Below are 26084 nucleotides of genomic sequence, written 5' to 3' on the forward strand. Positions count from 1 at the left end.
ACCAGCTGCGGCTTCTTCTTCAGCAGATTGCCGGCGAGGAAATCGAGCGGGATTTCGTTGCGCCGGGTCTTGTCGAACAGATAGCGGCTGCCGCGTATCCAGGTGGTCATGATCAGCCCCATGAGGCAGGCAACGGATATTGACACCCATCCGCCTTCCACGATCTTGACGACATTCGCCAGGAAGAAACCCATGTCGATGGTGCCGAACAACAGGGCCAATGCCAGGGCAAGCCCAAGCTGCCATTTCCACAAATTGCGCATGACAACGAACAGCAGAATGGTTGTCATCAGCATCTCGCCGGTTACCGAAATTCCGTAAGCGGAAGCCAGCGAACTCGAGCTGCCGAAGCCGACAACCAGCAGCATCACTCCCAGGGCGATGAGCAGGTTGACGCGCGGCATATAAATCTGGCCGCTCTGCATTTCGGACGTGTGCTGCACCTCGATGCGGGGCAGCAGGTTGAGTTGCACTGCCTGACGTGCCAGCGAAAAAGCGCCCGAGATCACCGCCTGACTGGCGATCACGGTGGCGGCCGTTGCCAAGCCGACCATTGGCATCAGCGCCCAATCCGGCAACATCTCGAAGAATGGATTGGTCGGCCTGCCGCCATTCGCCAATACAAAGGCGCCCTGGCCGAAGTAGTTGAGCAGCAGGCAAGGAAACACCACGGAAAACCACGCGAGCACGATCGGCTTGCGCCCGAAATGTCCAAGGTCGACATAAAGCGCCTCGGCCCCCGTTACCGCCAGGAACACTGCACCAACGGTCACGAAAGCGGCGGTCGGCGTGCCGGCTAAGTAGGCGATCGCATAGTACGGGTTGATCGCCAACAGCACCGAAGGATCATCCATCAGGTGGTAGAGCCCGGAAACGCCGATGGCCAGGAACCATAGCGCCGTCACCGGCCCGAATACTGCCGCCACCTTCCCCGTGCCGAAGCGCTGCACGGAGAACAGAAATGCCAGGATGACCAAGGTGATCGGAACGACATAGGCCTCCAGCGTCGGTGTCACCACTTCCAGGCCCTCAACTGCCGACAGCACGGAAATGGCCGGAGTTATGATAGCGTCTCCGAAAAAAAGCGACGCCCCGCAAAGTCCGATGCCGAGGATAAGCTTGGCGCCTTTTGGATAGGCGCTGCGCGCCAGCGCCATCAGGGACAGCGTGCCGCCCTCGCCCTTGTTGTCGGCGCGAAGCACGAAAGCGACGTATTTTATGGTGACGATAATCGTCAGCGCCCAGACGATCAGCGACAGCACGCCCAGGACATCTATGCGCGTGTCGGTACCAGGCGAAGCGTGAAGCGCCTCGCGGAAGGCATAGATCGGGCTGGTGCCGATATCGCCATAGACGACGCCAAGCGCGCCCAGCATCAGAACTTTGGTGCTGTGCTGTTCAGTGTGGGAGTGGTTCGGTTGTTCGACGGGTTCAGCCTCGCTACCGATGCTGGAAAGAGCCATCGACTACTCCCCGATCACCGCGCGGTGCGCCTTGCTTGCTGTCATGCGATATCACCTTCGACACGAGCCTTCCACCGCTACCAACCGCAAGCCTTCAGAAACCGCCCCACCGTGCCGGCCATGCCATACTCCAACGCATCGGCTGTCAACCCGTGTCCGATAGACACTTCGGCCAATGCCGGAATGCGCTTTGCCAATCCCGGAAGGTTGTTCACCACCAGATCGTGCCCGGCATTGACCTGGAGCCCGGCGGCGAGTGCGGCATCCGCGGTTTTTCCCAATCTTTCCAGCTCCTTCCGCGCCTTGGCGGAATCGGAATGGTAGCTGCCGTAGAGCCCGGTATAGAGCTCGATGCGGTCGGCGCCGGTATCGCGCGCGGCATTGACGCCGGTGGGATCCGGATCGGAAAACAGCGACACGCGGAAGCCCCCTTTTTTCAGACGCTTGACGATCGGGTTAAGGAACGCCGCCTCGGCGGCAAAGTTCCAGCCATGGTCTGATGTCGCCTGCCCCGGATCGTCGGGCACCAGCGTCACCTGCTCCGGCTGGTGCCTTTCCACAAGCGCCAGAAAATCCTCGGTCGGGTAGCCCTCGATGTTGAATTCCGCCTTGGGAAACTCGTCGTCGATCAGCGCCCGGATCTCCGGCAGGTCGGAATGCCTGGTGTGGCGCTCGTCGGGCCGCGGATGAACCGTCAGCCCGTGCGCGCCGGCCGCCAGCGCCAGGCGGCCGAGCCCGGTGACGCTTGGCCACGGCAGGTCGCGGCGGTTGCGCAGCATGGCGATGGCGTTGAGATTGACCGAGAGTTTCGCGGGCATGGCGTGAGGTCCGGCTGTTTGTGCAGCGCATCTATACTGCCTTTGATGGGAACAGACAGGGGCTTTCGGGTGTTCCAGTAATGACATCTGCTCGCAAGGGGGAACCCAGCCAATGAATTTTCTCCAATCCGTGCCCGCGATCCGCCGCCTCGAAACCGACCGTGAGGACCTTTTCGCCATCGACGTCGTCGGCCATGTATCGGCCGCCGACGGCGAAAATCTGTTCGGATTGCTGGAGGCTGCCTACGCGCTGCACCCGAGGATCGACGTCTTGGTGCGGCTGGTCGACCATGAGGGCGTCGACTGGATCGATATGGACGACGAGACGCTGAAACAAGGTACGGTTCATGCGCTAGAGCATATCGCCCGGTGCGCGACGATCGGTGAGCCCGACTGGATAGCGGATGCGCGGAACTTCCTTCCGGCTTCGCCACCCATCGAGTTCAGGCACTTCGCGGCCGAGGATGAAGCGGATGCCTGGCAATGGCTGGGTGCGACGCCACTCAGCCCTGCTGCGCCGGCTGCTACCTGACGCCGGCTATCTAACGCCAGCTATCCAACGCCAGTTATCTAACAATCGTCAGCCGCTCTGCCGCCCGCGTGATGGCGGTATAAAGCCAGCGCTGGCGGGTTTCCTTGAACGCCCAGCTCTCGTCGAACAGCACGACATCGTTCCACTGCGAACCCTGCGCCTTGTGCACCGTCAGCGCGTAGCCATAGTCGAAATCGTCAAAGCGCTTCTTCTGCTGCCAGGGGATATCGGCGTCCGGATCCTCGAAAGCCGACTTGAGCAGCTTGATCTTGGCGACGCCGCGGTCGGGATCGTCCTCCTCGGGCGAGACCAGAAGGTTGATGCCCGGCTTCACCGTTTCGCGCGACGAGGTCATTACCTTCCACAGCGAACCGTTGAGCAGGCCCTTGGCGGGGTCGTTGCGCAGGCAGACCAGCTTGTCTCCGGCCTGCGGATAATCGGCATTGAAACCCTTCAGCTCGCGCAGGCGCTGATTGTAGCGGCGGCGTGTTCGGTTGGTGCCGACCAACACCTGGTCCGCCTTCAGCACCAACTCCTGGGTGACGTCCTCCTTGCCGATGACCTGCGCGCTGCCGTAGTCGCCGCGCATGAACTCGCGGCCCTCGCGCACGTCGAGCGCCAGCTGGATGATCGGATTGTCGCGCGCCTGGCGATGGATTTCGGTCAAGAGCACATCCGGCTCATGCTCGGTGAAAAAGCCGCCGCCCGAGATCGGCGGCAGCTGCGCCGGATCGCCAAGCACCAGGATCGGCGTGCCAAAACTCAGAAGGTCGCGGCCAAGCTGCTCGTCGACCATCGAGCATTCGTCTATGACCACCAGCTTCGCCCGTGAAATAGGGCTTTGCCGGTTGAGCGAGAAGGTCGGCGACATCGAGGTCTTGCCGGTCACCTCGTCCGACACCGATTCCTCGCCCTTCGGCCGGTAGATCAGCGAATGGATGGTGCGGGCATTGACCGCGCCCTTGGAACGCAGCACCTGCGCCGCCTTGCCGGTGAAGGCGGCAAACTGCACCTGCCCGTCGACATGCTCGGCAAAATAGCGCGCCAGCGTGGTCTTGCCGGTGCCGGCATAGCCGAACAGCCGGAAGACCTGCGGCCGGCCCTCTTTCAGCCAGCGCGCCACCGCCTTCAACGCCTCATCCTGTTGGGGAGAGAATTCCATCGATTCGACAGACCGGATTCGCGAGAGAAAGACAAGCTTGGTGCCAACCACCGCTTAAAACGATGGGATTGCCTCACCTTCAACGGACAAACTAGCAGGCGCAAATGCGAACGTAAAGTGAACATGCAGGCGGATAACGAACGATTTGAATTCAGGCATTTGAACCTAGATCGGGCAATGCCACTATCACGGACATGATCGAGATGCAGATCGGCGCAGACACCTATAAGCGAGGATATTGATGAGGTCGTTCGCAGACAGGCTGATCGGAAAGTCGATAAAGAAGATCGAAATCGGCGAACCTGGTTATGGCATCGTTGTCTCCTTGTCGGATGACGCAGGGTTCGCGATATATACCGAGGTCACGGCCTGTCTGAGTGACGAAAATGCCAGAACCATAGAACGTGTTACCATCAGCGACGAGCAAGTGATCCTCCACTTGGCTGACAACGACTTCGTCGCCATTTCCAAAAACCGTGGCCGCTTCGCCGTCGTTGAGGCGTTTGTCTATGGGGACGACGAAGGCATGGTCGTCGAAAATTAGTTGTATCGGCCGCCAGATTTCAAACACCAACCACAGGCGGACTATATGTTCGCGCCGCCGCCGCTACCTCTGGTCGGCGCGGGATCGTTCTCCAACAAAATCGGCTTGCCGTGCGGGGTTGCATGCGCGGCGCGTTCCCAGGCGGCGGCGAGCGTGTCGACGTCACTTTTTCCCGCGACGCCCTTGGCCGCCAGCAGCGTCTCCAGCGCAGCCAGCCAATGCTCGTAGTAGTCGTGGCCATCGCTTGCGGCGCCCGGCTTCTTCACTTGCGCCGACAGCGCATCGGCCCATTCGCTCCACGAAAACAGGCCCTTGTCATGCAGCGCCACCGTCATGGCGAAGGCTTCGGCCTGCCAGGGTTCGGCGAATACCGGTTCGTCCAGACCCGCCGGCAATGCACCTTCAGGCCGGCTCAAGATAGCTCTCCCAGGCATCGATCGAGACGGTCAGCGTCGAGTCGGCGCCCTCGCCCCAGATTTCCGAGCCATCGAAGACCACGGTATAGACCCATTGCGGGTTTTCACCGATGCCATGCGCGTTGCTGTCGGGGAACACAAAACCGTCACGCACGGCCTCGATAACTCCGTGCTTGCCGCGCGCATAACGCGGTAGCCTTGTGTGGCCGGTGGGATTGAAATTCTTTGTCCGCACCGGGTCGCCGGCCTTGAAGCGCGGCGCCGTCTCAACCGGCCGGTCGCAGGGACTTCCCTTGGCCAGTACCGCCGGCACGTTTTCGGCCTTCAACACCCTTTTGGGCGTCGCCGCCGGATCGACCGCCCGACCCTCCGTCAGATCGCGCTCGCTGACGAAGCCATGGCGCTTCAGCAGCACCTCGAGCGCTTTGATCCATATCTGGTAGTAGCTTGAGGAATAATAGACGGCCGGATGCAGCGATTCCCTGGCGTGCCGGCTCTCGTCGATGTTCCACGCGCCCATGGCGCCGGCAGTCAGCGTCACGCCGAGCGCCCGCCTCTCCCAATCCGCATGAAAATACGGTTCGTCCTTTTCGGGCGCGACCGGCCCGAAACCCATCTGCCCACCGAGATCCTGCGGCCCGTTCATGCCGGTACCTTCTTTGTCCCGGGTTCCTTGGCCACCGCCGTGCCGATCATCGCATCGCGGCTGACCAGTTCGGCGAGTTGGTCCTCACTCCAGCCTTCGGTACCGCCAGGCCGCATCGGCACCACGAGATAGCGCAGTTCGGCAGTCGAATCCCAGACGCGGATGTTTTTCTCCGCCGGCAAGGTCAGCCCGAACTCTTCGAGCACGCCGCGGGGATCGATCACCGCCCGCGAGCGATAGGGCGGTGCCTTGTACCAGACCGGCGGCAGCCCAAGCACCGACCACGGATAGCAGGAGCACAGCGTGCAGACGACGAGGTTGTGCGTCTCGTCCGTGTTGAACACCGCCTGCATGTGCTCGCCCTGGCGGCCGCTATAGCTCAGCGACGCGATCGCTTCCGTCGCGTCGCGCTTCAGCCACTCGGCATAGGCCGGATCGCTCCAGGCTTTCGCCACCACCCTGGCGCCGTTGCGCGGCCCGATCTTGGTCTCATAGGTGTCGACGATGACGTCGATTGCGGCCGGATCGATCAGGCCTTTTTCGGTGAGGATGGTCTCCAGCGCGCGCACGCGCGCCGCAAACGGGCCGAGCTCATTGTCGTGGTCATGATCATGGGACATGACCTCAGATTAGGATCGGCGGCACGCGGCCGCAAGCATGACAGCTTGGGCCACGGGCTATCGCCTATTCGGCGGCGGCCCTTTGCGGCTGGAGCCGATCCTCGAGACCGAACAGCGAGGCCTGCTCGCCGCTCTCGACCGCATGCAGCTCCGGCCTGTTCTTTTTCGAAGAGAAGAAGCTCACCAGCCAGCCGGAGAAATTCTCGAAATAGACATAGATGACAGGGGTGACGAACAGCGTCAGCGCCTGGGAAGCGAGCAGCCCGCCGACGACCGCGACACCGAGCGGCTGACGCAGCTCAGCACTGGCGCCGGTGCCGAGCGCGATCGGGAACGTGCCCATCAGCGCCGCCAACGTCGTCATCATGATCGGCCTGAAACGCATCAGGCACGCCTTGTGGATGGACTCCTTGGCCGACATGCCTTCTCGTCGCAGCTCCAGCGCGACGTCGACCATCATGATGCCGTTCTTCTTGACGATGCCGATCAACATCAGGATGCCGATCACCGCGATGACGGACAGGTCCATGCCGGCAAAGCGCAGCGCGACCACGGCGCCCAGCACCGCCGAAGGCAGGCCGGTCAGAATGGTCAGCGGATGGATAAAGCTCTCATAGAGGATGCCGAGTACGATATAGATGGTCAGAATGGCGCCGCCGATCAGCAGGCCCTGATTGGCCAGCGAATCCTGGAAGGTCTTGGCGGTGCCGGCAAAGCTGGTCGAAATCGCCGGCGGCATGCCGATCTGCTCCTTCAGCGCGGCGATGCGGGCCGTGCTGTCGCCCAGCGCCACGCCTTGCGGCAGGTTGTAGGAGATGGTCACCGCGGGCAGCTGGCCGAGCTGGTTGACCGTCAGCGCGCCGGCGGTGCGGTCGACGCGGGCAAAGGCGCCGAGCGGCACCAGGCTGCCGCTTGCCGTCCTGACCTGGATGGCCAGCATGCGCTCGGGCGACCATTCGATGTTGGGATCGAGCTCCATGATGACTTCGTAGCTGTCGGCCGAGCCAAAGATCGTCGAGACCTGCTCCGTGCCGAAGCCGCCATAGAGACTGGAGCGCAGCGTGTCGGTGTCGATGCCGAGCGAGGCCGCCTTGTCGCGATCGACCACCAGCGTCGCCTGCAATGAATTGTTCTGCAAATCGCTGGTGACGTCGGTAAAATTCGCATGGTCGGCCGCCATCGCATCGTTGAGCTTTTGCGCCCATGTATCGGTCAGACCGGTATCGAGGCCCTGAACGACAAGCTGGTAGGCGCTGGCGGAAGAACGCGCGCCAAGCCGCAGATTCTGCACTGGCTGCATATAGGCATCGATCCCCGGCACAGTGGCCAGTTGCCGCCGCAGATCGGACAGCACCTTGTCGATGTCGGGGCGCTGGCTCTTGTCCTTCAGCTGCACATAGAGCTGGCCCTGGTTCAGCGCATTGTTGCCGCCGCCGGCTGACCAGGCGACATGCGAGACATAGGGCGAACGCGAGAAGACACTTGCCGCCTGGTTCTGCAGCTTGACCATGGCGTCGTAGGAGATGTCCTGCCTGGCGATCGTCGTCACCGAGATCTGGCCGATATCCTCTTGCGGGAAGAAGCCTTTCGGCGAGACCTCGATCAGCCAGACCGACCCTGCCGCCGTGCCGGCGAAGACGAGGAACACCAGAAAAGTGTGGCGCAGGCAGAAGGTCAAAAGCCGGTCGTAGCCGCGGGTGACGATATCCTGCTTGTGGCCGGGGGCATGCTTGTCGCGATCGGCCTTGGTCACCGACAGCAGGCGCGAACACAGCATTGGCGTCAGTGTCAGCGACACGAACATCGAAGCCAGAATGGCGACCGTCACCACGACGGCGAATTCGTTGAAGATGCGGCCGATGACGCCGCCCATCAAAAGCACGGGGATGAACACCGCCACCAGCGAGATCGAGATCGAGATGATGGTGAAGCCGATTTCGCGCGCACCTTTCAGCGAGGCGTCGAAGGCCGAGAGACCGTCTTCCTCCATATGGCGAAAGATGTTTTCCAGCATGACGATGGCGTCGTCGACGACGAGGCCTACGGCGAGCGTCAGGCCCATCAGCGAGATGTTGTCGATGGAAAAGCCGAACAGGAACATGGCGCCCAGCGTCGCGATCAGCGAAATCGGCACCGCCACGGCCGGAATGATGGTTGCGGTCACCCGGCGCAGGAAGACGAAGATCACCATCACCACCAAAGCGATGGTCAGAAGCAGCGTGAACTGGACGTCGTCGACGGCCTGGCGGATCGAGGTCGAACGGTCGTTGAGCAGCTTGATGTCGGCGGCGGCCGGCATTTGGTCCTTGAACGACGGCAGCATCGCCTTGACCTTGTCGACGACGTCGACCGTGTTGGCGTCGGGCTGGCGCTGCACCGCCAGGATGATGGCGCGCGTGCCGTCATACCAGCTTGCAGTCGTCGTGGTCTCGACCGAGTCGATGACGCGCGTCACCTCGCCCAGCCGCACCGGATGGCCGTTCTTGGTGGCGATGATGAGGTTGGAGAACCCGGCGGCATCGGTGAGCTGCGTATTGGCCGTGATGGTCAGCTGCTGCTTGTCGTTCTGCAAGACGCCGAGCGGCGTGTTGGAGTTGGCCGACGCGATTGCCGTCTGCAGCTGGTCGATCGAAATGCCGCGCGCCGCCAGCGCCGTCGGGTCGATCTGCACGCGCACCGCATATTTCTGCTGGCCGAAGATCGACACCTGCGCCACGCCGTCGATGGTCGACAGCGAGGGCGAGATGACGTTTTCGGCGAAGGCGTCGAGGTCGGTGAGCGGAACCGTGTCGCTGACCAGCGACATCAGAAGGATCGGCGCGTCGGCCGGATTTACCTTGCGATAGCTCGGCGGCGCTGTCATCTCGGGCGGCAGTTGCCGCTGCGTGCGTGCGATCGCCGCCTGCACGTCGGCGGCCGCCGCGTCGATATCCCGGTTGAGCACGAACTGGATGGCAATGGACGTGCGTCCCAGCGAATTGCTGGTTGAGATGGAATCGATGCCGGCAATGGTGGCGAACTGCTTGATCAGCGGCGTCGCCACCGAAGTGGCCATGGTTTCGGGTGACGCGCCGGCCAGGTTGGCCGAGACATTGACGACCGGGAATTCGGCGCTCGGCAGCGCCGCCACCGGCAGGAACTTGTAGGCAAACAGCCCGCCCAGCACGAGGGCGAACGACATCAGCAGCGTCGCGACGGGCCTTCTTATGCAGAATTCTGAGATCATTGGGCAGCTCCGCCGGCTTTGTCGGCTTCCGCCACCTTAGGCGCTGCCTGACGGCCGGCAGTTGCCTTGCCTTCATGCACGCTGGCGCCGTCCTTCAGCCTGGTTTGGCCCTCGACGACAACCTTCTCGCCCGACTTGACGCCCTCGCTGATGGCGCTGTTTTCGCCTTCGGTCAGCGCCACCTGCACCGGCCGCATCTCGACCGTGTTGTCCGGCTTGACGGCATAGACGAACGGCCCCTTCTGGCTGGGCTGGATCGCGACCGTCGGGATGGATGTCATCTGCGGCATGATGCCGGCGTCGAGCACGACATTCACATACTGGCCGGGCCACAGTGAAAGATCGGCATTGGGAATGCTCGCCCGTGTCGCGATGGTGCCGGACGCGGTGTCGACGCTGGAATCGACGAAGTCGAGCGTGCCCTTGCCGATCGGCGTCGGATCGCCATCCTTGGTCAGCGTCACCGCGCCTTGCTGCGGGTTGGCCAGCGCCTTGTGCAGCAGCGCCAGGTTGCTCTCCGGCAGGTTGAAGTTGACTTGCAGCGGATCCATCTCGGTGATCGTCACCAGCGGCGTGGCCGTGCTCGAGTTGCCGTTGCTCAAGGTGACCAGGTCACCGACCGAAACGTTGACCGCGCCCAGCCGGCCGGCAATCGGCGCCTTGATGCTGGCAAAGCCGAGCTGGACATTGTCGGCGTCGATCGTCGCCTTGTCGGCATCGACCGTCGCCGCGGCAGCCTTTTGCGCCGCCACCGCCTGGTCGTAGGTCTGCTGCGTGCCGGCCTGCTTGGCGACGAGATCCTTGGCGCGCTGAAGGTCGGAGCCCGAACTGGTTAGCAGCGCCTGGTCCTTGGCGAGCGTCGCCTGATCCTTGGCAAGCTGCGCCTTGAGCGCCCTGTCGTCGAGCGAGAACAGCAGGTCGCCGGCCTTCACCATCTGGCCGTCCTTGACGTCGATCGATACGATCTGGCTGGACACGCGGGCGTTGATGTTGACCACGGCCGGCGAAGACACGAAGCCGATGGCGTAACGGCGGATCGGAAAATCGGCCATTGTCGCGGTGGCCGAGACGATCGAGGCCGAACGGGCGGCATTACCGCCGGCGCCGGATTTGCCCCCAGCCTTGTCGGCCGAAGCCTTGTCCGATCCAGCCGGCTTGTCCGTTGCTGCCGCCTGCCTGGCGCCCGGCAGCATCTGCCGCAGACTGCTCATTGCCGCCGGCGAAAAATAGACCCATGCCGCGGCGACACAGGCCGCTGCCACCACCACCGCCAGAACGACTTTTCCGCGCATCGACTGAAAGCCCTATGATCCGACACGCCGAACCCGGTGGTCTCATTCTACCCAATCACGGCGTCTTGCCGCGATCTCGCCGAAGTAGATAGGACGCACATTTGTCGGAAAAGGGCCAAAACACGGCATTACGAAGATTTAATGTGCACTGCACAATGACTATGCAGCCGGCTCAGCAGTCGGAAAACCAGCCAGGATGCGGTTGAGATCTCAGGCGGGATGCGTCTACTTCAGCATCGGCCAGAGCGTCGCCCCCAAGAGCACACCCATGGCGATGTTGAACCATTTCAGCCTCACCGGATCCGACAGGAACCCGCGCAGCGCCGTGCCGAAACCGGCCCACACCGAGACGCTCGGCAGGTTGACGACGGTGAAGGCGATCGCGATCAGCGCCACCGACAGGAACGGGTGGTCCGGATTGGAGTAGACGGCCATGGCGGTGATCGCCATCACCCAGGCTTTCGCATTGACCCACTGGAATGCGGCTGCCTCGATGAAGCGCATCGGCCGTGCCTCCGTCTCCCCCTTGCTGGACAGCGAGCGCGACATGGCGATCTTCCAGGCGAGATAGAGCAGATAGGCAGCGCCGGCGATCTTCAATCCGGTGTGCAAGGCCGGAAACGCCGTCAGCACCGCGCCCAGGCCGAAGCCGACGGCAAGCAACAGCACCAGGAAACCCATGCTGATGCCCAGCATATGCGGAATGGTTCTGACGAGGCCGAAATTCACGCCCGACGCCAAGAGCATGAGGTTGTTCGGCCCCGGCGTGATCGAGGTCACGAAGGCGTAGACCAAAAGGGCAAGGAAAGCGTCGAGGGTCATGACGGCTCACAAAGGTCAGCAATGCTGACTTAAATCGACAGGGCGCTGGACGCAACCTCATTCCATTGGTCCAAAGCGCCCCGCCGTGATCCGTCTATCCCGAGCCAGCCAGGCCGGCACAGTCTACCTGCCGTGGGCCCGCGCCGACAACAGGCTGGGAGCGGCGGCCGCCTCCTGATGGCCAGCCACACGCCGCAGACCTTTGCGCCTCGGCGTGTTCCCGGGAAGCTTCACGCCATGCGCGAGGCCGAGGGCAGCCAGGATGCGGATGAAGAGCCAGCCGAGATCGATCTGCCCGCGTTCCAGGCCGAGCTTTGCGGATTCGGGAAACGCATGGTGATTGCCGTGGAAACTCTCGCCAAAGGTCACCAGGCCGAAACGCGGCAGGTTGTAGCCCTGCACGGCAACGCCATCGACGCGCCAGCCCTGCTGCCCGCTGCGATGTGCGAAATGCCCGACCAGCCAATGCCCGGTCAGCGACACCGAGATCCGCACCGCAATGCCCCAGACCACCCAGCTCCACCCGCCGAGCAGAAAGAAAAGGATCGTCCACGGCAGTTGCTGCAGCATCCAGGTCCGCTCGACAAATCTGTAGAAGCGGTCGTTGCGGATCGACGGCTCGATGACGAAGTCAGGCGGATTGCGCAACGCCACGGCGCAATGCATTTGCCAGAAAGCGTCGGTGAAGAAAGGCCGGCGGTGGGCGTGCAGCTCGTGGCAGGCCGTCTGGCGCTGCGCCCAGTCTCGTATGTCATGCGCATAGATCATGCCGAACGGACCGGCCATGCCGACGAGCGTGCCGAGATAGACCAGCGCGTGTTCGAGCCAGATGTGAACCTTGAACGAGCGATGGATGAGCAGGCGATGCATGCCGACCGAGTGTCCGGCGCAGATCGTCACCGCCGTCGTCGCTACGAACAGGGCGAAAGCGCTCCAGCTGAAGGTCAGCGGCCCGAACACCAACGCAATCAGCGTCATCGCACCGACCCAGATCGACTTGGCCGGCATCCAGACGACCTCGCCATCTTCGGCATCGCTCAAGGGCTGCGAGATCATTCTGCCTGTGGATACGGTCTTCATCGGTACCCCTCCTCTGCAGGAAACATTTCCGTACCAAAGAGCCTTGCCTTCCGGCGCGCCGGCGCTTATTTAGGCAATAAGCTAACTATCTACTATTCCGATTTAGGTATTTAGGCAATAGACTAAATACCGGAAGCGAAACGACAGAGGCAGGCGGTGATCGAAGACAATGCAGCGGATGGCGACACGGCTATCGGGGCAAGCAGCGCCATACAGCGCGTGTTCGAGGCGCTGTCATCGCAGCCGAGGCGCAAGATCCTCGCCTATCTCGCCCACTCCTCGCTGACCGCGGGCGAGATCGCGGCGCGCTTCGACATGTCGAAGCCGTCGATCTCGCAGCATCTGAGCATCCTGGAGACGGCCGGCCTCATCGCCAGGGAGCGGCAGGGACAATTCATCCGCTACTCGCTGGTCCAGAACAATCTGGTTAACACGCTGAACGGCTTCGTCCAGGACGTCTGTCCGGTATCACGCCCGATCAAAAGGGAGAGTAAGAATCTGGCGAGCGGCAAGGTCGATCCCAAGCCGGTAAAATAGTTGGACTGAGACTACATCCCTTGCGGGCCGCGATTCATCGCCGCCACGCCGGTGCGGCATATCTCGACCAGGCCGAGCGGCTTCATGATGGCGATGAACTGGTCGAGCTTCGAACCCTTGCCGGTAATCTCGAAGATGAAGTGCTCGGTGTTGGCGTCGATGACCGACGCGCGAAACGCATCCGCCAGACGCAGCGCCTCGACGCGGGCTTCGCCAGTGCCGGCGACCTTGACCAGCGCCAGCTCGCGTTCCAGCGGCCGCTCCTGGCCGAACTCGTGCGAGCGCACGGTGAGATCGACGACGCGGTGCACCGGCACGATGCGCTCGAGCTGGTGCTTGATCTGCTCCAGCACATGCGGCGTGCCGCGCGTCACGATGGTGATGCGTGACAGGTGCTTCTCGTGTTCGGTCTCGGAGACGGTGAGACTCTCGATGTTATAACCGCGGCCGGAAAACAGGCCGATGACCCGGGCAAGCACGCCGGGCTCATTGTCGACCAGAACGGAGAGCGTGTGGTTCTCCGGCTTTTCCGTTTCCTTGGCGATGAAATAGGCGGAGCCGGTCGGTTGAAGCTGTGCGTTCATGACATGAATCTCGATTTCAGACTTTGAGCTAATTCTCTGTTTGCGCACGGCTTCTCGCGACAGCCCTGCCCCGGCTTGGACCTAGACCAGTTCCCTGCCCTTGGCGTCGATGGCGTTGGCCACGGCTTCGTCGGTCGCCTCGTCGGGCAGGAGCATTTCATTATGCGCCTTGCCCGACGGGATCATCGGGAAGCAGTTGGCGAGCGTCGCCACCCGGCAATCGAACAGCACCGGCTTCTTCACCGCGATCATCTCCTTGATCGCATCGTCCAGCTCGTCCGGTTTCTCGCAGCGAATGCCATGACCGCCATATGCGTCGGCCAGCTTGACGAAGTCGGGCATCGCTTCGGTGTAGGAATGCGACAGACGGTTGCCGTGCAGCAATTGCTGCCACTGGCGCACCATGCCCATATACTGGTTGTTGAGGATGAAGATCTTGATCGGCGCATTGTGCTGCACCGCCGCGCTCATCTCCTGCATCGTCATCTGCACCGAGGCATCGCCTGCGATGTCGATGACCAGCGCATCCGGGTGCGCGATCTGCACGCCGAGCGCCGCCGGCAGGCCGTATCCCATCGTGCCCAACCCGCCCGACGTCATCCAGCGGTTCGGCTTCTCGAAATGATAGTGCTGCGCCGCCCACATCTGGTGCTGGCCGACCTCGGTGGTGATGTAGGTGTCCATGTCCTTGGTCAGTTCGTAGAGCCGCTGGATGGCATATTGCGGCATGATCACATCGTGGTTCATCTTGAACGCGAGCGAGTCACGCGCGCGCCATTTGGCGATCTGCTCCCACCAGGGATGGAGCGCCTTCTTGTCGGCCTTGGCGCTCGCCCGCCACAGCCGCACCATGTCCTCCAGCACCCGGCCGACATCGCCGATGATGGGCACTTCCGTGTGCACGTTCTTGTTGATCGACGATGGATCGATGTCGATGTGGATCTTCTTCGAGTTGGGCGAGAAGGCGGTCAGCCGTCCGGTGATGCGGTCGTCGAAGCGCGCGCCGATGCAGATCATCACGTCGCAATCATGCATCGCCATATTGGCTTCATAAGTGCCGTGCATGCCCAGCATGCCCATCCAGTTCTTGCCCGATGCCGGATACGCGCCGAGGCCCATCAGCGTCGAGGTGATCGGGAAGCCGGTGAGGTCGACCAGTTCGCGCAGCAGATGGCTGGCCTCCGGACCGGAGTTGATGACGCCGCCGCCCGAATAGATGATCGGCTTCTTGGCGCTGGCCATCAGTTCGACGGCGGCCTTGATCTTTTCCAGGTCGCCCTGGACCTTCGGCTGGTAGCTGGTGCGCGGCGCCGCCTGCGGCGGCACATAGATGCCTTTGGCGAACTGCACATCCTTCGGAATGTCGACCACCACCGGGCCGGGGCGGCCGGTCGTCGCGACATGGAAGGCCTCATGGATGGTGGCGGCCAATTCGTTGACGTCCTTCACCAGCCAGTTGTGCTTGGTGCAGGGGCGCGTGATGCCGACCGTGTCGCACTCCTGAAACGCGTCGGAGCCGATCAGCGAAGTCGGCACCTGCCCGGTCAGGCAGACCAGCGGGATCGAATCCATCAGCGCATCCTGCAGCGGCGTCACCGCATTGGTGGCGCCCGGGCCGGAGGTCACCAGCATGACGCCGGCCTTGCCGGTCGAGCGGGCATAGCCTTCGGCCGCATGCCCTGCGCCTTGCTCGTGGCGGACGAGGATGTGCTCGACCTCGTCCTGCTGGAAGATTTCGTCATAGATCGGAAGCACCGCGCCGCCGGGATAACCGAAGACATGCTTGACGCCATTGTCCTTCAGCGCCTGCACCACCATTTCGGCGCCAGTCATTTCCCTGTTTGGCATTTCGCGCCGTTCGTTCTGTCCGTTGCTCATCGGTCTGGTCCCGTACTTCTAGCCATGAGGCGATTGCTGGTCGTTTAGTCGTGTTTCGGGCAATAAAAAAGGCCCCCGATGGGAGCCTGTGTGTTGCGCATGGGAGGTTTTCGCCCGGCGGTTACACCGCCTTGCCCACGCGCTTTCCTACGAGAATGAGTGCCTTTTTCATCGTGGCGGACACTACGAGGGTGAAAGGCAAGGTGTCAACGGGAAAAACGCGCGATGCCAAAGAGAAAGCAAGTGGCCCGCCGCCTCTGGTCGGCGGGCCACCGCGGCGCATACGATACCCCTCAATCGCACCGCGCCGGGAACAAGAGTCACTGCCGTGTCACGTCAGGATCAGCACGATCTTGTACGTATCCGGGTCGACGATGACGATGCGCCCGTCGGCCAGCACGAAGTACTCATAGGATTCGTAAGCCGGGACGATCTTGACAATGCGCGCCGGCAGACGGTGCAGGCGCACTTTGTGCCGCGGCACCTCGATGCCGACCGAAATGTCGAAGTCGACGTTCTTCACCGGCTCAACCCTGGTCTCGTGGATGATCTGCGTGACCTGCGTCTTCTGCTCGACTGTCACGTTGTTGATCGAGGCCGTATTGCCCTGGTCGGTCTGAACGTTTGTGTTGCCCTGAGCGTTCTGCTCGGTGGTGGTCCCGGCCTTGCCCTGGGCCTGCTGGTCCGTGCTGGTGCCGGTCTGGCCCTGAGCGTTCTGCTCGGTGCTGGTCCCGGCTTTGCCCTGAGCCTGCTTCTCGGTGCTGGTGCCGGTCTGGCCCTGAGCGTTCTGCTCGGTGCTGGTCCCGGCCTTGCCTTGGGCCTGTTCATCCGTCTTGAGCTTGGCCTTGCCCTGAGCCTGCTTCTCGGTGCTGGTGCCGGTCTGGCCCTGAGCATTCTGCTCGGTGCTGGTCCCGGCCTTGCCCTGGGCCTGTTCATCCGTCTTGAGCTTGGCCTTGCCCTGAGCCTGCTGATCGGTCGTGGCGCCGGCCTGACCCTGAGCATTCTGCTCGGTACTGGTCCCGGCCTTGCCCTGTGCCTGTTCATCCGTCTTGAGCTTGGCTTTGCCCTGAGCCTGCTGATCGGTCGTGGCGCCAGCCTGGCCCTGTGCATTCTGATCGGTCTGTGACTTCATCTTGCCTTGCGCCTGTTCGCCGGCCTTGCCGCCCTTCTGGCAATTGGCCGCGCCAGCGGCGCAGTTGTCGCCGCCGCTCGGCTGCACAGCCTGGGTCTGGGCGATCGCGGCGCCGCACCCGACGCCAAGCGCAATCATGCTCGTGATCAACACATGTTTCATCTGCTTTCTCCTTAAAGAGTCGGTCCCTCAGCCTAGCCAACTCTGTCAAAAATACTTTGTTCCGCATTTTGCGAATAAAATCGGGCTTCTAAGAAGACCAATAAATGTAGGCAGTAGTTTTGCCAACAATCAGCTACAAATTGCATCAAAAAATTAATGCAACGCAAGATTTTTGCTTTTTTCTGAGCTTGTGATCCCATAGCGATGACACCAGCCTCACAAGCTTAGAAGTACTCCCGTCGTCATGACCAGGATGGCTACCCCGAAAACAGGCAAGAGCAACCATCGTGCCTGATGGACGCTGTTGTCCATTAACGCCTCCCACAAGTGCTGATCTCAACGATGCCGAGAACCCTGTGTTCCGCCCTGAGGAGGCTCTAGGACCTCTACAGCCTGGCACCAGACTTTGGTCCCTCTCCCTATAGTCCATTGGCCCGATGACGCCCGGACCGAAGCCCCACGCGGGAACGCAGCCGCGAAAAGCCCGTTCGGCTTGCGGTGTGCATCAACCTCACCAACAACCACCGTATCGGAATCGAGCTCGCGCAAGATGCATGAGCGTTGATGAAGGAGAGAATCATGACGACCATGTACCAGTCGACCGCAATTGCCGGATTCTTGCTGCTCGCGAGCGCGGGCGTAGTTGCCGCTCAAGACGTCATCATCGCGCCGGAGCAGGAAACGGTTGTGCGCGAATACGTGAAAAAGCAGCCCCTTGCGTCGGTGAAGATTCCAGGTGTCGAATTGAACGTGGGGACCGCCATTCCCGACACGGTGGAACTGCATGAAGTGCCGAGCGTCAAGTATCGCTACGTTGTGGTCGACGGGCGAACCGTGCTGGTCGACCCCGGCACGCGGAAGATCGTCAAGATCATACAGTAACGCTGATCCCACCGCCGTTCCCCGCGGGTGGCGGTGGGATCATGCCCTGAAATTGCGGTTTCCCCGGCAATTCAACCTAGCGCTTGCTCGCACCATCGACCGTTCTAGATGTAGGATGGCTTAGGCATTTTGGCGCGGCCAAAGTCGCGGGGTCGGTTGAGACGTGCGCTACATTGATAGTCTCTATCAAAACTGGAACAGGCTATCGTTGGCTTGGCAGTTCATCATAGTCGGAAGCATTGGGCTGCTGTCGCTGATGCTGGTCGTCGGCCTATGGGTCACCTCGCAAATACGAGATGGAGTGATCCGCAACTCTGCAAGCACGACCGCGCTTTACGTCGACAGTGTCATCGCGCCAATCCTGCCGGATATGCGCAAAAGCCAGCAGCTCAGCGACACCGTTAAACGGGCGCTCGATGAAACCCTGGACCAGGGTGCTCTCGGCAAAAAACTGGCGTCGTTCGTGCTTTGGCGGCGTGATGGCAAGGTGCTGTACGCCAAAGACGCGGCTCTTATCGGCCAGACCTTCGAGCCAAATGCGAACTTGCTGCATGCGTTCGGTGGAAACGTGGTGGCGCAATTCAATGATCTGGACGAAAATGAAAGGAAGGAACGGAAGAGCCCCACCGCCTCGCTGCTCGAGATCTACAATCCGGTTCGAGAGCCGTGGTCGGGCGATGTTGTGGCCGTTTCCGAGTTCTACGAGATAGCCGACGATCTTCAGGGCACTTTAAACTCGGCACTATGGTCGAGCTGGCTGCTCGTGGCTGGCGCGACCGCGGTCGCCTTGGCGATGCTCTCGGGAATCGTGCTTCGCGGCAGCAGCACTATCGAAACGCAGCGTTCAGCGCTTGAGACACAAGTGGCCGAACTTCAGTTGCTTTTGGAGCAGAATTCCGCTTTGCGGGAGCGCGTCCAGCAGGCGTCGCGCCGCGCAACGGCAATCAACGAGCGTTACTTGCGTCGCATCGGGTCTGATTTGCATGACGGTCCAGCTCAGCTGGTCGCACTGGCTGCGCTGCGCATGGACAGCCCTCTGCTGCTCGATCCCGCCGCATCCCCAAGCCACCGGAAGACCGAGATCGCCGATATCCATCATACGTTGGACGAGGCGATGCGGGAGATCCGCGCCATCTGCACCGGCCTCGTGCTGCCACAGATCGAAGCTTCGACAGTCGCGGAGATATTGCGGCTTGCGGTTGCCGAACATGAACGCCGGACGGCCTCCTCCGTATCGCTTTCACTGCCATCTCGCCTGCCCGACCTGGGGACGTCCGAGAAAATAAGCATCTTTCGCTTCGCGCAGGAGGGGCTGAACAATGCCTGGCGACACGGTCTGGGCAAGGGGCAGGCTGTCAAGGCGAGAGTGACGCAGGGCAAGCTCCTCATTCAAGTGCTTGATCACGGCCCTGGATTCCAGTCGGGATCGTGTGAAGGACTTGGACTCGCCGGTATGAGGGAACGTATCGAAAGTATCGGAGGTCACTTCGAGACCTTTTCGAGCCCCAGGGGGACCCGGCTGACCATAACGCTCAACATCGAGGACCAGAAATGACCGCTCCCATAAGGATTGCCATTGTTGATGATCATCCGCTGTTTCGCGAGGGTGTGGCTCGCAGCCTCGCCGAAATCGGCGGCTTCGAAGTCGTTGGTGCGGGCGAAACCGCGACGGATGCCGAACAGCTTGCGGCCTTGGCAAATCCCGACATATTGCTGCTAGACATCAGTTTGCCGGGAGGGGGTCTGGCGGCAGCGGAAAATATTCTTGCAACTCAGCCTGACTGCAAGATCGTCATGCTCACCGTCTCGGAGGCGAACGCCGATTTGGCAACGGCGCTCAGGCTGGGCGTACGCGGATATGTGCTGAAAGGGATTGGGGCGGCATCGCTGGCCGAGGTGCTGACTTATATAGCCGCAGGAAAAAAATATGTTTCGCCGACCCTGTCAGCGCAGCTTTTGAATGAACTGATCCGGCCGGAAAAGCGCACAACCGATCTCGTTGCCAATCTCTCGGGACGCGAGCTTGGGATAATCTCCTTGGTAGGCGAAGGACTGAGCAATAAAGAAGTCGCCAAACGTCTCAACCTGCAGGAGAAAACGGTAAAACACCACATGACTCGGATATTTCAAAAGCTAAAGGTGCGAAACCGCACCGAAGCAGCCATTCTTATGCACGCGCCCAAAACGGGTCTTGTATAGGGAGATCGGGGCTTGTCTGAAGGTCGGATGCTGGTTGGCGAACCAACAGTTACAGCCCTTTCAGACGAGCAATGTCGGAGGCCCTTACGGCGCGTTCGACAATTGTCCTTCCAAGCGGATCCTTCATAGTGAAGCGGCCGGCCTCGATGCTTTCGCTGAATCCATCGCGATGCACGACCTGGATTTTGGCGCCCTGTACCGTCACCGTGTCGCCAGCGGCATTGACTTGGCTACTGGGAGCTTGGCTACCGGCGGCGTTGTCGCCGGCACCATTTTTTCCCTTTCCGTTGGCGTTGCCATTCCCGGCGTTGCCGCCTGAGCCATTACCGTTACCACTACCGTTGCCACCACCGTTACCATTGCCATTGTTTCCGCTCTTGGCGCTGGCGGCGGCGAATTCGATCTTGTAACCGTCGACATGGCTCAACCGCAGACCAAGCACCGGCATCGTCACCGCAACCGCCGCGAATACGCGCAAGCTAAAGTACGCCCGGCGACGCACGGATGAAAACAGGGGCTGCCTTTCTCCATTCATGCCACCATCACATCATGATGTGTCACGGTATTCAAGAATGAACAGCCCAAAATTGCGGCTCACAAACGCTGAGGAAACTCTCCTTTCGTGCTTGCAGCTCGATTCTCAGACCTTCGTCTGAGTCAAATATACACCGAAGTCTGACCTACTGATCTTGGGCCGCGCCGACGGATGTCGCAATAAAATCCGCGGTGACAAGGCTCGTCACCGGTAGGGATCGGCAGCGAGGCGCGAGCGCCTGCGCACGCAGACGCTCGCGGCAAGTCTGCGGCGGCATACGGTTAGCGCATGTTTGCCGTCGAAACGGTGCATATGCCGTTCCTTCCCCGGATTGCGATCAGGCGCGATTGGCGAAGTCGCGGACAACCCGCTGCAGCAGCGGCATGTAGTCGCGAAATGCCCGGGTCTTCATGTTGGCGATCTTGCCGGCCTCGTCCCAGATGCGAACCCGCACCGCTTCCTCGTGGAACGGGTTCTTGCGGAACTCGGCCACCTCTTCGGCATTCATCGGCCCGCCTTGCAGCGACAGCGTGTGGACCGAGGCCTGCGACAGCCTGCCGAAATAGGTGGGGTCGGTAGCGCAGAGGTAGCGCTTGGCCGCGACATGCAGCCTGACGCATTCGACGATCACCGGTGGAAAGAACGGCGCCAGCACCTCGCCGCCGGCTTCGTCATGATGCTTGTCCTCGACATCGTCGGGCGAATAGGTGCCGAACTCGCTGGTGTAGTGGCCGATATCGTGCAGCAGTGCTGCCGCCACCAGCACATCGGGCGCGCCGTCCTTTTCGGCGAACCAGGCGCCCTGCAACATGTGCTCCGACATGGTGACGGGTTCGCCGAGATAGGATTCAGCCCCTCGGCGTTCGAAAATATCGGCGATGAATTCGACGATGTTGCTCGCGTTCAAATCCTGGCTGCTCATTCCGCTGCTTCCTTGAATTCGTGTTCGATCGCCGACAGCGTCGACAAAAGGCCATCCTTGTCGGCGTAGCAGCCCTGCAGCCAGCGCTTGCCGGCGCCGGAGAACTGCTTGCGGGCATGCATGACGCGGGTGTTGTCGACGATGAAGGCCTGGCCCGCCTCGAGCTTGAAGGTCACTTCGAAGGACGGATCCTCGATCAGTTCGGCAAACCGGCGATAGGCGGCGTAGTAGGCCTCCATCTCCGCGAACGGCACATCGACGGTCGGCGCCAGCGAGCGGTTGTTGAAGCGGATGGCGATGAGTTCGCCATCCGGCCCGAGCTCGATCATCGGCCGCTTGGCCTGCAATCGCACGCCCGACGAGCCGGCATATTCGAAGCGCGCCGGGTATGAACTCAACAGCCGGAAGCCTTCGGGGTTTTCGGCCTGCAGCGCGGCCGCCACGGCAAAACCATCGACGACGCTGGATTCGCCGCCCTCGACCGTGTTTTCGATACACGACAGGATCTGCAAGGTCGGCACCGGATCACGATAGGGGTTGTCGGTATGCGCCTGCAGGCCAAGATTGGTGTAGGCCAGATTGGTTGGATTGACCTCGGCGCGCACCTCGAACCAGCGGCCGTAATTGGTCTCCCTGATATAGCCGAACAGATCGGACACTTTGCACAGCGCCCCGGATTCGGCCGGCAGATCGTCCATCACCGCGAAGCCGTAGGTCTTCACCGCCGACAGCCATTGCCGCAAGACGGCGCGGTCGCGGCTGGCCGCGACATAGCCGGCGCGCGGCACCGAATTCTGCATAGAGGCCCTGGTCCATCGCACGGTGCCCTCGCCTGTCCAGCCGGGCTGTCGGGCGGCATCGCGGTCATAGGCATTGGCGCTCAGCCATGCCGCAGGAAAGCGCACCGTCTTTCCCTCCGGTTCGAAACTGACTTCAAGCGCATCGCCCTTGATCGCGGCTGCGCCGATCCGCGTTTGCGCCGGAATGTCGAGAATGGTGATCAGCCGCTGGCCGTTGCCGGCGCTGCGCGTCTTGTCGTCGAGCGCATTGTCGCGCAACCACATGGCGTGAAAGCGAGTGCGCGCGCCGTCCTTCCAACCGAGGTCGATCGTTCTTCCTTCGTCGCCGATCAGCGCCTGGGTAAGCATGGAGATCCGTTCCTGTCCGCTGCGCCCCGCAGCCAACTCCGCAGGGTTTCCGGTTGCATCGTGATGATGTCGAAGGCATAACTCAAATTATCATTTTGCGGCCAAAGGCCATAAACGGTTTATGCCTCAAACAACCCTGCCCTTGCCGCCGCTCGACTGGCTGCGGAGTTTCGAGGCCGCCGCGCGGCTGTCGAATTTCACCGCCGCCGCGGCCGAGCTTGGCCTGACCCAGGCTGCGGTCAGCCAGCACATCCGTTCTCTCGAAGAGCGGTTGAAGCAGCCGCTGTTCATCCGCCTGGCGCGCGGCGTCGAATTGACGCCGGAGGGTGCCGCCTACCTGCCGCATCTGCAATCGGCCTTTGCCGTGATCGCCAACAGCACGCGCGAGTTGTTCGAACCCAAGACCGTCCAGAGCGTGACGATACGCTCGCCGATCTCGTTTGCCGTGCTGATGATCGCGCCGAAGCTGCCGCAAATGGCCAAGGACCTGCCCTTCGTCCAGCTGCAGATCGAGACCATCCACACACCGGCCGATTACGGCGAGCGCTTTGTGGGTCTCGACATCCGATTCGGCATTGGCTCCGGCTCCTTTGCCGGACGGCAGGCCGACCGCCTCACCCGCGAAACCTTAACGCCGATGGCGTCGCCGCATCTCGCCAAGGCCAAGGATTGGACAGGATTGCCGAGACTTACAGTGGTCGGCGCGCGGGAAATGTGGGGCGAGTGGTTCGCCGTCGCCCGGATGAAGCCGGCGCTCGGGCCCACGCACAAATTCGACAGTTTCGTTACCGCGTTGGAGGCGGCGAAGCACGGCGCCGGCATGGTGCTGGGATCGCGACCGTTGGCCGACGCGGCACTGCGCGAAGGATCTCTCGTTACCCTGTCCGGCTTTACGCTGTCGAGCGGTGCCGGCCACTATCTGACCGCACCTTCGGGCGCGCATCTGAGCCCGGCCGAAGAAGCGGTCCGCCGCTGGTTCGCAACGGTCTTCGGCGTCCCGATTTCCCGATAAGCCCCTGAATACGCGGCAAACTATTGGACGACGTGACGCGGCGCATAATTTGTCGCGATACTGCGCCAGGCCGGACGTCAAGCTTCGGCAGGGTTCCGCTCGCTACAGGCGGCCAAGAAAAATCGCGGAGGAAATTCAATGCTCGACAAGGCCCCCAACAAGAAGCTTTCCGACCTGCTCGATCGCTTCGGCGCGGCACTCACCGCCGGCGACATCGACAAGGCGGTCGCCTGCTTCCAGGAGGATTGTTTTTGGCGCGATCTTGTTACCTTCACCTGGAACATCAAGACGATGGAAGGCCGCGATCAGGTGCGCGACATGCTGGTCAGCCAGTTGGCCAGGACCAAACCGTCGAACTGGGCGATCGCCAGGGGCGAGGATGCCACGGAAAGCGACGGCGTGCTCGACGGCTGGATCAGTTTCGAGACGTCCGTGGCGCGCGGCTTCGGCCACATCCGGCTGAAGGACGGCAAGATCTGGACGCTGCTCACCACCATGGTCGAGCTCAAGGGCCATGAGGAGCCGGCCGGCTTCGACCGCCCGCTCGGCGCCAAGCACGGCCATGGCAAGAACCGCCCGACCTGGAAGGAGGAGCGCGAGAAGGAGGCCGCCGAGCTCGGCTTCAAGACGCAGCCCTATACGCTCATCATTGGCGGCGGCCAGGGCGGCATCGCGCTCGGCGCGCGGCTGCGGCAGCTCGGCGTGCCGACCATCATCGTCGAGAAGAACGAACGGGCCGGCGACAGCTGGCGCAAGCGCTACAAATCGCTCTGCCTGCACGATCCGGTCTGGTACGACCATCTGCCCTATATCGACTTTCCCAGGAACTGGCCGGTCTTCGCGCCCAAGGACAAGATCGGCGACTGGCTGGAAATGTACGCCAAGGTAATGGAGCTGAACTACTGGTCGTCGACCGAGGCCATGAGCGCTGTCTATGACGACAGCAAGAAGGAATGGACGGTGGTGGTGCGCCGCGACGGCAAGGACATCACGCTGAAGCCGAAACAATTGGTGCTGGCCACGGGGCAATCCGGCAAGGCCAACATGCCGAACTTCAAGGGCATGGACACATTCAAGGGCGACCAGCATCACTCCTCGAAGCATCCGGGACCCGATGCCTATGTCGGCAGACAAGCTGTCGTCATCGGCTCGAACAACTCCGCCCACGACATTGCAGCAGCCCTTTGGGAGGCCGGCGCCGACGTCACCATGGTGCAGCGCTCGACCACGCACATCGTCAAGTCGGACACGCTGATGGAGATCGGCCTGGGCTCCCTCTATTCGGAAAAGGCGGTCGCGAGCGGTATGACCACAGCCAAGGCCGACCTCGTCTTTGCCTCCCTGCCCTACAAGATCCTGCACGAATTCCAGATCCCGGCCTATGCCGAGATGAAGAAGCGCGACGACAAATTCTACAAGGGCCTGGAGAAGGCCGGCTTCATGCTTGACTGGGGCGATGACGGCTCCGGCCTGTTCATGAAATATCTGCGGCGCGGCTCGGGCTATTACATCGATGTCGGCGCATCCGACCTGATCATCGACGGGTCGATCAAGCTGAAAAGCGGTGTCGACGTGAAGGAGATCAAGGAGCATTCGGTCCTGCTCAGCGATGGATCGGAACTGCCGGCCGATCTCATCGTCTACGCCACCGGCTATGGTTCGATGAACGGCTGGGCGGCCGATTTGATCTCACCAGAGGTCGCAGACAAGGTCGGCAAATGCTGGGGCCTCGGCTCCAACACCACCAAGGACCCAGGCCCCTGGGAAGGCGAGCTCCGCAACATGTGGAAGCCGACGCAGCAGGAGGCGCTGTGGTTCCATGGCGGCAATTTGCACCAGTCGCGCCATTACTCCCAGTTCCTGGCGCTGCAGCTGAAGGCGCGCATGGAAGGCATCGCCACGCCGGTCTACGCGCTGCAAGAGGTTCACCACAAGGGTTAGGCAGCGCCGCCGATGCGCTTCCAGTAGATGAGCGTGCCGGTCAGCCCGCCATGCGGTTTCAGGGCAAAGTCCGGTATTTCGCCAGTGAGCGTGAAGCCGAGTTTTTCGTAAAGGCCGGAAGCGCCCTCCTCGGTTGCGGTGTCCAGCACCAGAAGCGTGCGGCCTTTCTCGACGGCGAGCGTTTCGGCCGCCCGCATCAGCCGGCTCGCTATGCCCTTGCCGCGGTGTTCGACGCGGGTCATCAGCTTGGCGATCTCGGCCCGATGCGGCTGATTGACCGGAAAGTCGAGCAGCAAGGTGACGGTGCCGACCAACGCGTCGCCATACCAAGCGCCCAGCACCGCTCTTTCGCCTCTCTCTGCTGCCATCAACGAGTTGCTCCAGAAAGTTTCCGCTGCTTGCCTGGATAAGGGATGCATGAAGCTGACGGAGCCGCCGGCCGCGACCGTCTCGATCAGTAGGTCGGCCAGCATGCCGCGCGTTTCAGCAGTCAGCGACCTGATTTCGATGGAACTCATGCCGGCACCTTCC

Annotated in this window: 25 protein-coding genes; 8 read left to right on the forward strand and 17 right to left on the reverse strand. The window is 61.8% G+C overall.

Annotated elements, in window-relative coordinates; translation table 11 throughout:
• Together NKI31_RS29490 and NKI31_RS29495 are read right to left on the reverse strand one after the other, a co-directional pair.
• A partial coding sequence (locus tag NKI31_RS29490; RefSeq protein WP_352653238.1) for a potassium transporter Kup occupies nucleotides 1-1463 on the reverse strand: 1463 nt, incomplete at its 3' end.
• 77 nt (nucleotides 1464-1540) lie between these two features.
• Nucleotides 1541-2281 carry a pyridoxine 5'-phosphate synthase gene (locus tag NKI31_RS29495; protein ID WP_352653239.1) on the reverse strand — a complete coding sequence of 247 codons (741 nt, stop codon included), beginning with the start codon at nucleotides 2279-2281 and terminating at the stop codon, nucleotides 1541-1543.
• A gap of 112 nt (nucleotides 2282-2393) precedes the next feature.
• Between NKI31_RS29495 and NKI31_RS29500 the strand changes: the two genes are divergently transcribed.
• Nucleotides 2394-2813 carry a SpoIIAA family protein gene (locus tag NKI31_RS29500; RefSeq protein ID WP_023682069.1) on the forward strand — a complete coding sequence of 140 codons (420 nt, stop codon included), beginning with the start codon at nucleotides 2394-2396 and terminating at the stop codon, nucleotides 2811-2813.
• A 34-nt stretch (nucleotides 2814-2847) separates the two neighbouring features.
• On the opposite strand, the gene NKI31_RS29505 is transcribed toward NKI31_RS29500, so the two are convergent.
• Complete coding sequence (locus tag NKI31_RS29505) at nucleotides 2848-3975, reverse strand: ATP-dependent DNA helicase (protein ID WP_023682070.1); 1128 nt, start codon at nucleotides 3973-3975, stop codon at nucleotides 2848-2850.
• A 241-nt stretch (nucleotides 3976-4216) separates the two neighbouring features.
• Between NKI31_RS29505 and NKI31_RS29510 the strand changes: the two genes are divergently transcribed.
• The gene (locus tag NKI31_RS29510; protein ID WP_023714736.1) at nucleotides 4217-4519 is read left to right on the forward strand and encodes a hypothetical protein; all 303 of its coding nucleotides are present in this window, start codon (nucleotides 4217-4219) and stop codon (nucleotides 4517-4519) included.
• 41 nt (nucleotides 4520-4560) lie between these two features.
• On the opposite strand, the gene NKI31_RS29515 is transcribed toward NKI31_RS29510, so the two are convergent.
• The 7 genes from NKI31_RS29515 to NKI31_RS29545 all read right to left on the reverse strand — a co-directional run bounded on the left by NKI31_RS29515 (nucleotide 4561) and on the right by NKI31_RS29545 (nucleotide 12621).
• Entirely contained in the window at nucleotides 4561-4935 is a 375-nt protein-coding gene (locus tag NKI31_RS29515; RefSeq protein WP_352653240.1) for a nitrile hydratase accessory protein, read from the reverse strand.
• Entirely contained in the window at nucleotides 4922-5581 is a 660-nt protein-coding gene (nthB, locus tag NKI31_RS29520; RefSeq protein ID WP_352653241.1) for a nitrile hydratase subunit beta, read from the reverse strand. The genes NKI31_RS29515 and nthB overlap by 14 nt, the downstream gene beginning before the upstream one ends.
• Nucleotides 5578-6201, reverse strand: coding sequence for a nitrile hydratase subunit alpha (gene nthA, locus NKI31_RS29525; protein WP_352653242.1), 624 nt, complete (start codon nucleotides 6199-6201; stop codon nucleotides 5578-5580). The genes nthB and nthA overlap by 4 nt, the downstream gene beginning before the upstream one ends.
• A gap of 64 nt (nucleotides 6202-6265) precedes the next feature.
• Nucleotides 6266-9427, reverse strand: a complete 3162-nt coding sequence (locus tag NKI31_RS29530; protein WP_352653243.1) for an efflux RND transporter permease subunit — start codon at nucleotides 9425-9427, stop codon at nucleotides 6266-6268.
• Nucleotides 9424-10719, reverse strand: a complete 1296-nt coding sequence (locus NKI31_RS29535; protein WP_352653244.1) for an efflux RND transporter periplasmic adaptor subunit — start codon at nucleotides 10717-10719, stop codon at nucleotides 9424-9426. Before NKI31_RS29535 ends, NKI31_RS29530 begins: the two co-directional genes overlap by 4 nt.
• Before the next feature lie 225 nt (nucleotides 10720-10944).
• Nucleotides 10945-11541 (reverse strand): LysE family translocator, encoded by a 597-nt coding sequence (locus tag NKI31_RS29540; protein ID WP_023735940.1) that lies wholly within the window; start codon nucleotides 11539-11541, stop codon nucleotides 10945-10947.
• A gap of 123 nt (nucleotides 11542-11664) precedes the next feature.
• Nucleotides 11665-12621, reverse strand: a complete 957-nt coding sequence (locus NKI31_RS29545) for an acyl-CoA desaturase (RefSeq protein WP_352653245.1) — start codon at nucleotides 12619-12621, stop codon at nucleotides 11665-11667.
• Between the two features lie 156 nt (nucleotides 12622-12777).
• Between NKI31_RS29545 and NKI31_RS29550 the strand changes: the two genes are divergently transcribed.
• Nucleotides 12778-13158, forward strand: coding sequence for a metalloregulator ArsR/SmtB family transcription factor (locus NKI31_RS29550; RefSeq protein WP_023702997.1), 381 nt, complete (start codon nucleotides 12778-12780; stop codon nucleotides 13156-13158).
• An 11-nt stretch (nucleotides 13159-13169) separates the two neighbouring features.
• Here NKI31_RS29550 and ilvN read toward each other — a convergent pair whose 3' ends face one another.
• From ilvN to NKI31_RS29565, 3 genes are all read right to left on the reverse strand, one after another.
• Nucleotides 13170-13742, reverse strand: a complete 573-nt coding sequence (gene ilvN / locus NKI31_RS29555) for an acetolactate synthase small subunit (RefSeq protein WP_023668352.1) — start codon at nucleotides 13740-13742, stop codon at nucleotides 13170-13172.
• 81 nt (nucleotides 13743-13823) lie between these two features.
• Complete coding sequence (locus NKI31_RS29560) at nucleotides 13824-15620, reverse strand: acetolactate synthase 3 large subunit (protein ID WP_023668351.1); 1797 nt, start codon at nucleotides 15618-15620, stop codon at nucleotides 13824-13826.
• 331 nt (nucleotides 15621-15951) lie between these two features.
• Complete coding sequence (locus NKI31_RS29565) at nucleotides 15952-16914, reverse strand: DUF1236 domain-containing protein (protein WP_352653246.1); 963 nt, start codon at nucleotides 16912-16914, stop codon at nucleotides 15952-15954.
• A gap of 579 nt (nucleotides 16915-17493) precedes the next feature.
• Here NKI31_RS29565 and NKI31_RS29570 point away from each other — a divergent pair.
• From NKI31_RS29570 to NKI31_RS29580, 3 genes are all read left to right on the forward strand, one after another.
• A complete protein-coding gene (locus NKI31_RS29570; RefSeq protein WP_023731684.1) occupies nucleotides 17494-17796 on the forward strand; it encodes a DUF1236 domain-containing protein in 303 nt (100 codons plus the stop codon).
• Between the two features lie 163 nt (nucleotides 17797-17959).
• Nucleotides 17960-19351: a sensor histidine kinase gene (locus NKI31_RS29575; RefSeq protein ID WP_023690914.1), complete on the forward strand. Its 1392-nt coding sequence runs from the start codon at nucleotides 17960-17962 to the stop codon at nucleotides 19349-19351.
• Entirely contained in the window at nucleotides 19348-19995 is a 648-nt protein-coding gene (locus NKI31_RS29580) for a LuxR C-terminal-related transcriptional regulator (RefSeq protein ID WP_023668347.1), read from the forward strand. Before NKI31_RS29575 ends, NKI31_RS29580 begins: the two co-directional genes overlap by 4 nt.
• A gap of 49 nt (nucleotides 19996-20044) precedes the next feature.
• On the opposite strand, the gene NKI31_RS29585 is transcribed toward NKI31_RS29580, so the two are convergent.
• The 3 genes from NKI31_RS29585 to tmpA all read right to left on the reverse strand — a co-directional run bounded on the left by NKI31_RS29585 (nucleotide 20045) and on the right by tmpA (nucleotide 22600).
• Nucleotides 20045-20473, reverse strand: coding sequence for a hypothetical protein (locus tag NKI31_RS29585; RefSeq protein WP_023731683.1), 429 nt, complete (start codon nucleotides 20471-20473; stop codon nucleotides 20045-20047).
• A 394-nt stretch (nucleotides 20474-20867) separates the two neighbouring features.
• Complete coding sequence (gene tmpB, locus NKI31_RS29590; RefSeq protein WP_023707734.1) at nucleotides 20868-21452, reverse strand: (R)-1-hydroxy-2-trimethylaminoethylphosphonate oxygenase; 585 nt, start codon at nucleotides 21450-21452, stop codon at nucleotides 20868-20870.
• Nucleotides 21449-22600 (reverse strand): 2-trimethylaminoethylphosphonate dioxygenase, encoded by a 1152-nt coding sequence (tmpA, locus tag NKI31_RS29595; protein WP_023682082.1) that lies wholly within the window; start codon nucleotides 22598-22600, stop codon nucleotides 21449-21451. The genes tmpB and tmpA overlap by 4 nt, the downstream gene beginning before the upstream one ends.
• Before the next feature lie 121 nt (nucleotides 22601-22721).
• On the opposite strand from tmpA, the gene NKI31_RS29600 reads away from it, so the two are divergent.
• A complete protein-coding gene (locus NKI31_RS29600) occupies nucleotides 22722-23612 on the forward strand; it encodes a LysR family transcriptional regulator (protein ID WP_352653247.1) in 891 nt (296 codons plus the stop codon).
• A 138-nt stretch (nucleotides 23613-23750) separates the two neighbouring features.
• A complete protein-coding gene (locus NKI31_RS29605; RefSeq protein ID WP_352653248.1) occupies nucleotides 23751-25553 on the forward strand; it encodes an NAD(P)/FAD-dependent oxidoreductase in 1803 nt (600 codons plus the stop codon).
• Here the strand turns inward: NKI31_RS29605 and NKI31_RS29610 are convergent.
• Nucleotides 25550-26071, reverse strand: coding sequence for a GNAT family N-acetyltransferase (locus NKI31_RS29610; RefSeq protein ID WP_352653249.1), 522 nt, complete (start codon nucleotides 26069-26071; stop codon nucleotides 25550-25552). The genes NKI31_RS29605 and NKI31_RS29610 overlap by 4 nt on opposite strands.
• Between the last annotated feature and the right edge of the window lie 13 nt (nucleotides 26072-26084).

The sequence above is a fragment of the Mesorhizobium sp. M0659 genome, from assembly GCF_040320605.1.
Lineage (GTDB): Bacteria > Pseudomonadota > Alphaproteobacteria > Rhizobiales > Rhizobiaceae > Mesorhizobium.

Excerpts from the sequence above, each read along its gene's own strand:
- NKI31_RS29495 (WP_352653239.1), bottom strand. The coding sequence starts at position 2,281 with ATGCCCGCGAAACTCTCGGTCAATCTCAACGCCATCGCCATGCTGCGC.
- NKI31_RS29500 (WP_023682069.1), top strand. The coding sequence starts at position 2,394 with ATGAATTTTCTCCAATCCGTGCCCGCGATCCGCCGCCTCGAAACCGAC.
- NKI31_RS29505 (WP_023682070.1), bottom strand. The coding sequence starts at position 3,975 with ATGGAATTCTCTCCCCAACAGGATGAGGCGTTGAAGGCGGTGGCGCGC.
- NKI31_RS29510 (WP_023714736.1), top strand. The coding sequence starts at position 4,217 with ATGAGGTCGTTCGCAGACAGGCTGATCGGAAAGTCGATAAAGAAGATC.
- nthB (WP_352653241.1), bottom strand. The coding sequence starts at position 5,581 with ATGAACGGGCCGCAGGATCTCGGTGGGCAGATGGGTTTCGGGCCGGTC.
- nthA (WP_352653242.1), bottom strand. The coding sequence starts at position 6,201 with ATGTCCCATGATCATGACCACGACAATGAGCTCGGCCCGTTTGCGGCG.
- NKI31_RS29530 (WP_352653243.1), bottom strand. The coding sequence starts at position 9,427 with ATGATCTCAGAATTCTGCATAAGAAGGCCCGTCGCGACGCTGCTGATG.
- NKI31_RS29535 (WP_352653244.1), bottom strand. The coding sequence starts at position 10,719 with ATGCGCGGAAAAGTCGTTCTGGCGGTGGTGGTGGCAGCGGCCTGTGTC.
- NKI31_RS29540 (WP_023735940.1), bottom strand. The coding sequence starts at position 11,541 with ATGACCCTCGACGCTTTCCTTGCCCTTTTGGTCTACGCCTTCGTGACC.
- NKI31_RS29545 (WP_352653245.1), bottom strand. The coding sequence starts at position 12,621 with ATGAAGACCGTATCCACAGGCAGAATGATCTCGCAGCCCTTGAGCGAT.
- ilvN (WP_023668352.1), bottom strand. The coding sequence starts at position 13,742 with ATGAACGCACAGCTTCAACCGACCGGCTCCGCCTATTTCATCGCCAAG.
- NKI31_RS29560 (WP_023668351.1), bottom strand. The coding sequence starts at position 15,620 with ATGAGCAACGGACAGAACGAACGGCGCGAAATGCCAAACAGGGAAATG.
- NKI31_RS29565 (WP_352653246.1), bottom strand. The coding sequence starts at position 16,914 with ATGAAACATGTGTTGATCACGAGCATGATTGCGCTTGGCGTCGGGTGC.
- NKI31_RS29570 (WP_023731684.1), top strand. The coding sequence starts at position 17,494 with ATGACGACCATGTACCAGTCGACCGCAATTGCCGGATTCTTGCTGCTC.
- NKI31_RS29580 (WP_023668347.1), top strand. The coding sequence starts at position 19,348 with ATGACCGCTCCCATAAGGATTGCCATTGTTGATGATCATCCGCTGTTT.
- tmpB (WP_023707734.1), bottom strand. The coding sequence starts at position 21,452 with ATGAGCAGCCAGGATTTGAACGCGAGCAACATCGTCGAATTCATCGCC.
- tmpA (WP_023682082.1), bottom strand. The coding sequence starts at position 22,600 with ATGCTTACCCAGGCGCTGATCGGCGACGAAGGAAGAACGATCGACCTC.
- NKI31_RS29600 (WP_352653247.1), top strand. The coding sequence starts at position 22,722 with ATGCCTCAAACAACCCTGCCCTTGCCGCCGCTCGACTGGCTGCGGAGT.
- NKI31_RS29605 (WP_352653248.1), top strand. The coding sequence starts at position 23,751 with ATGCTCGACAAGGCCCCCAACAAGAAGCTTTCCGACCTGCTCGATCGC.
- NKI31_RS29610 (WP_352653249.1), bottom strand. The coding sequence starts at position 26,071 with ATGAGTTCCATCGAAATCAGGTCGCTGACTGCTGAAACGCGCGGCATG.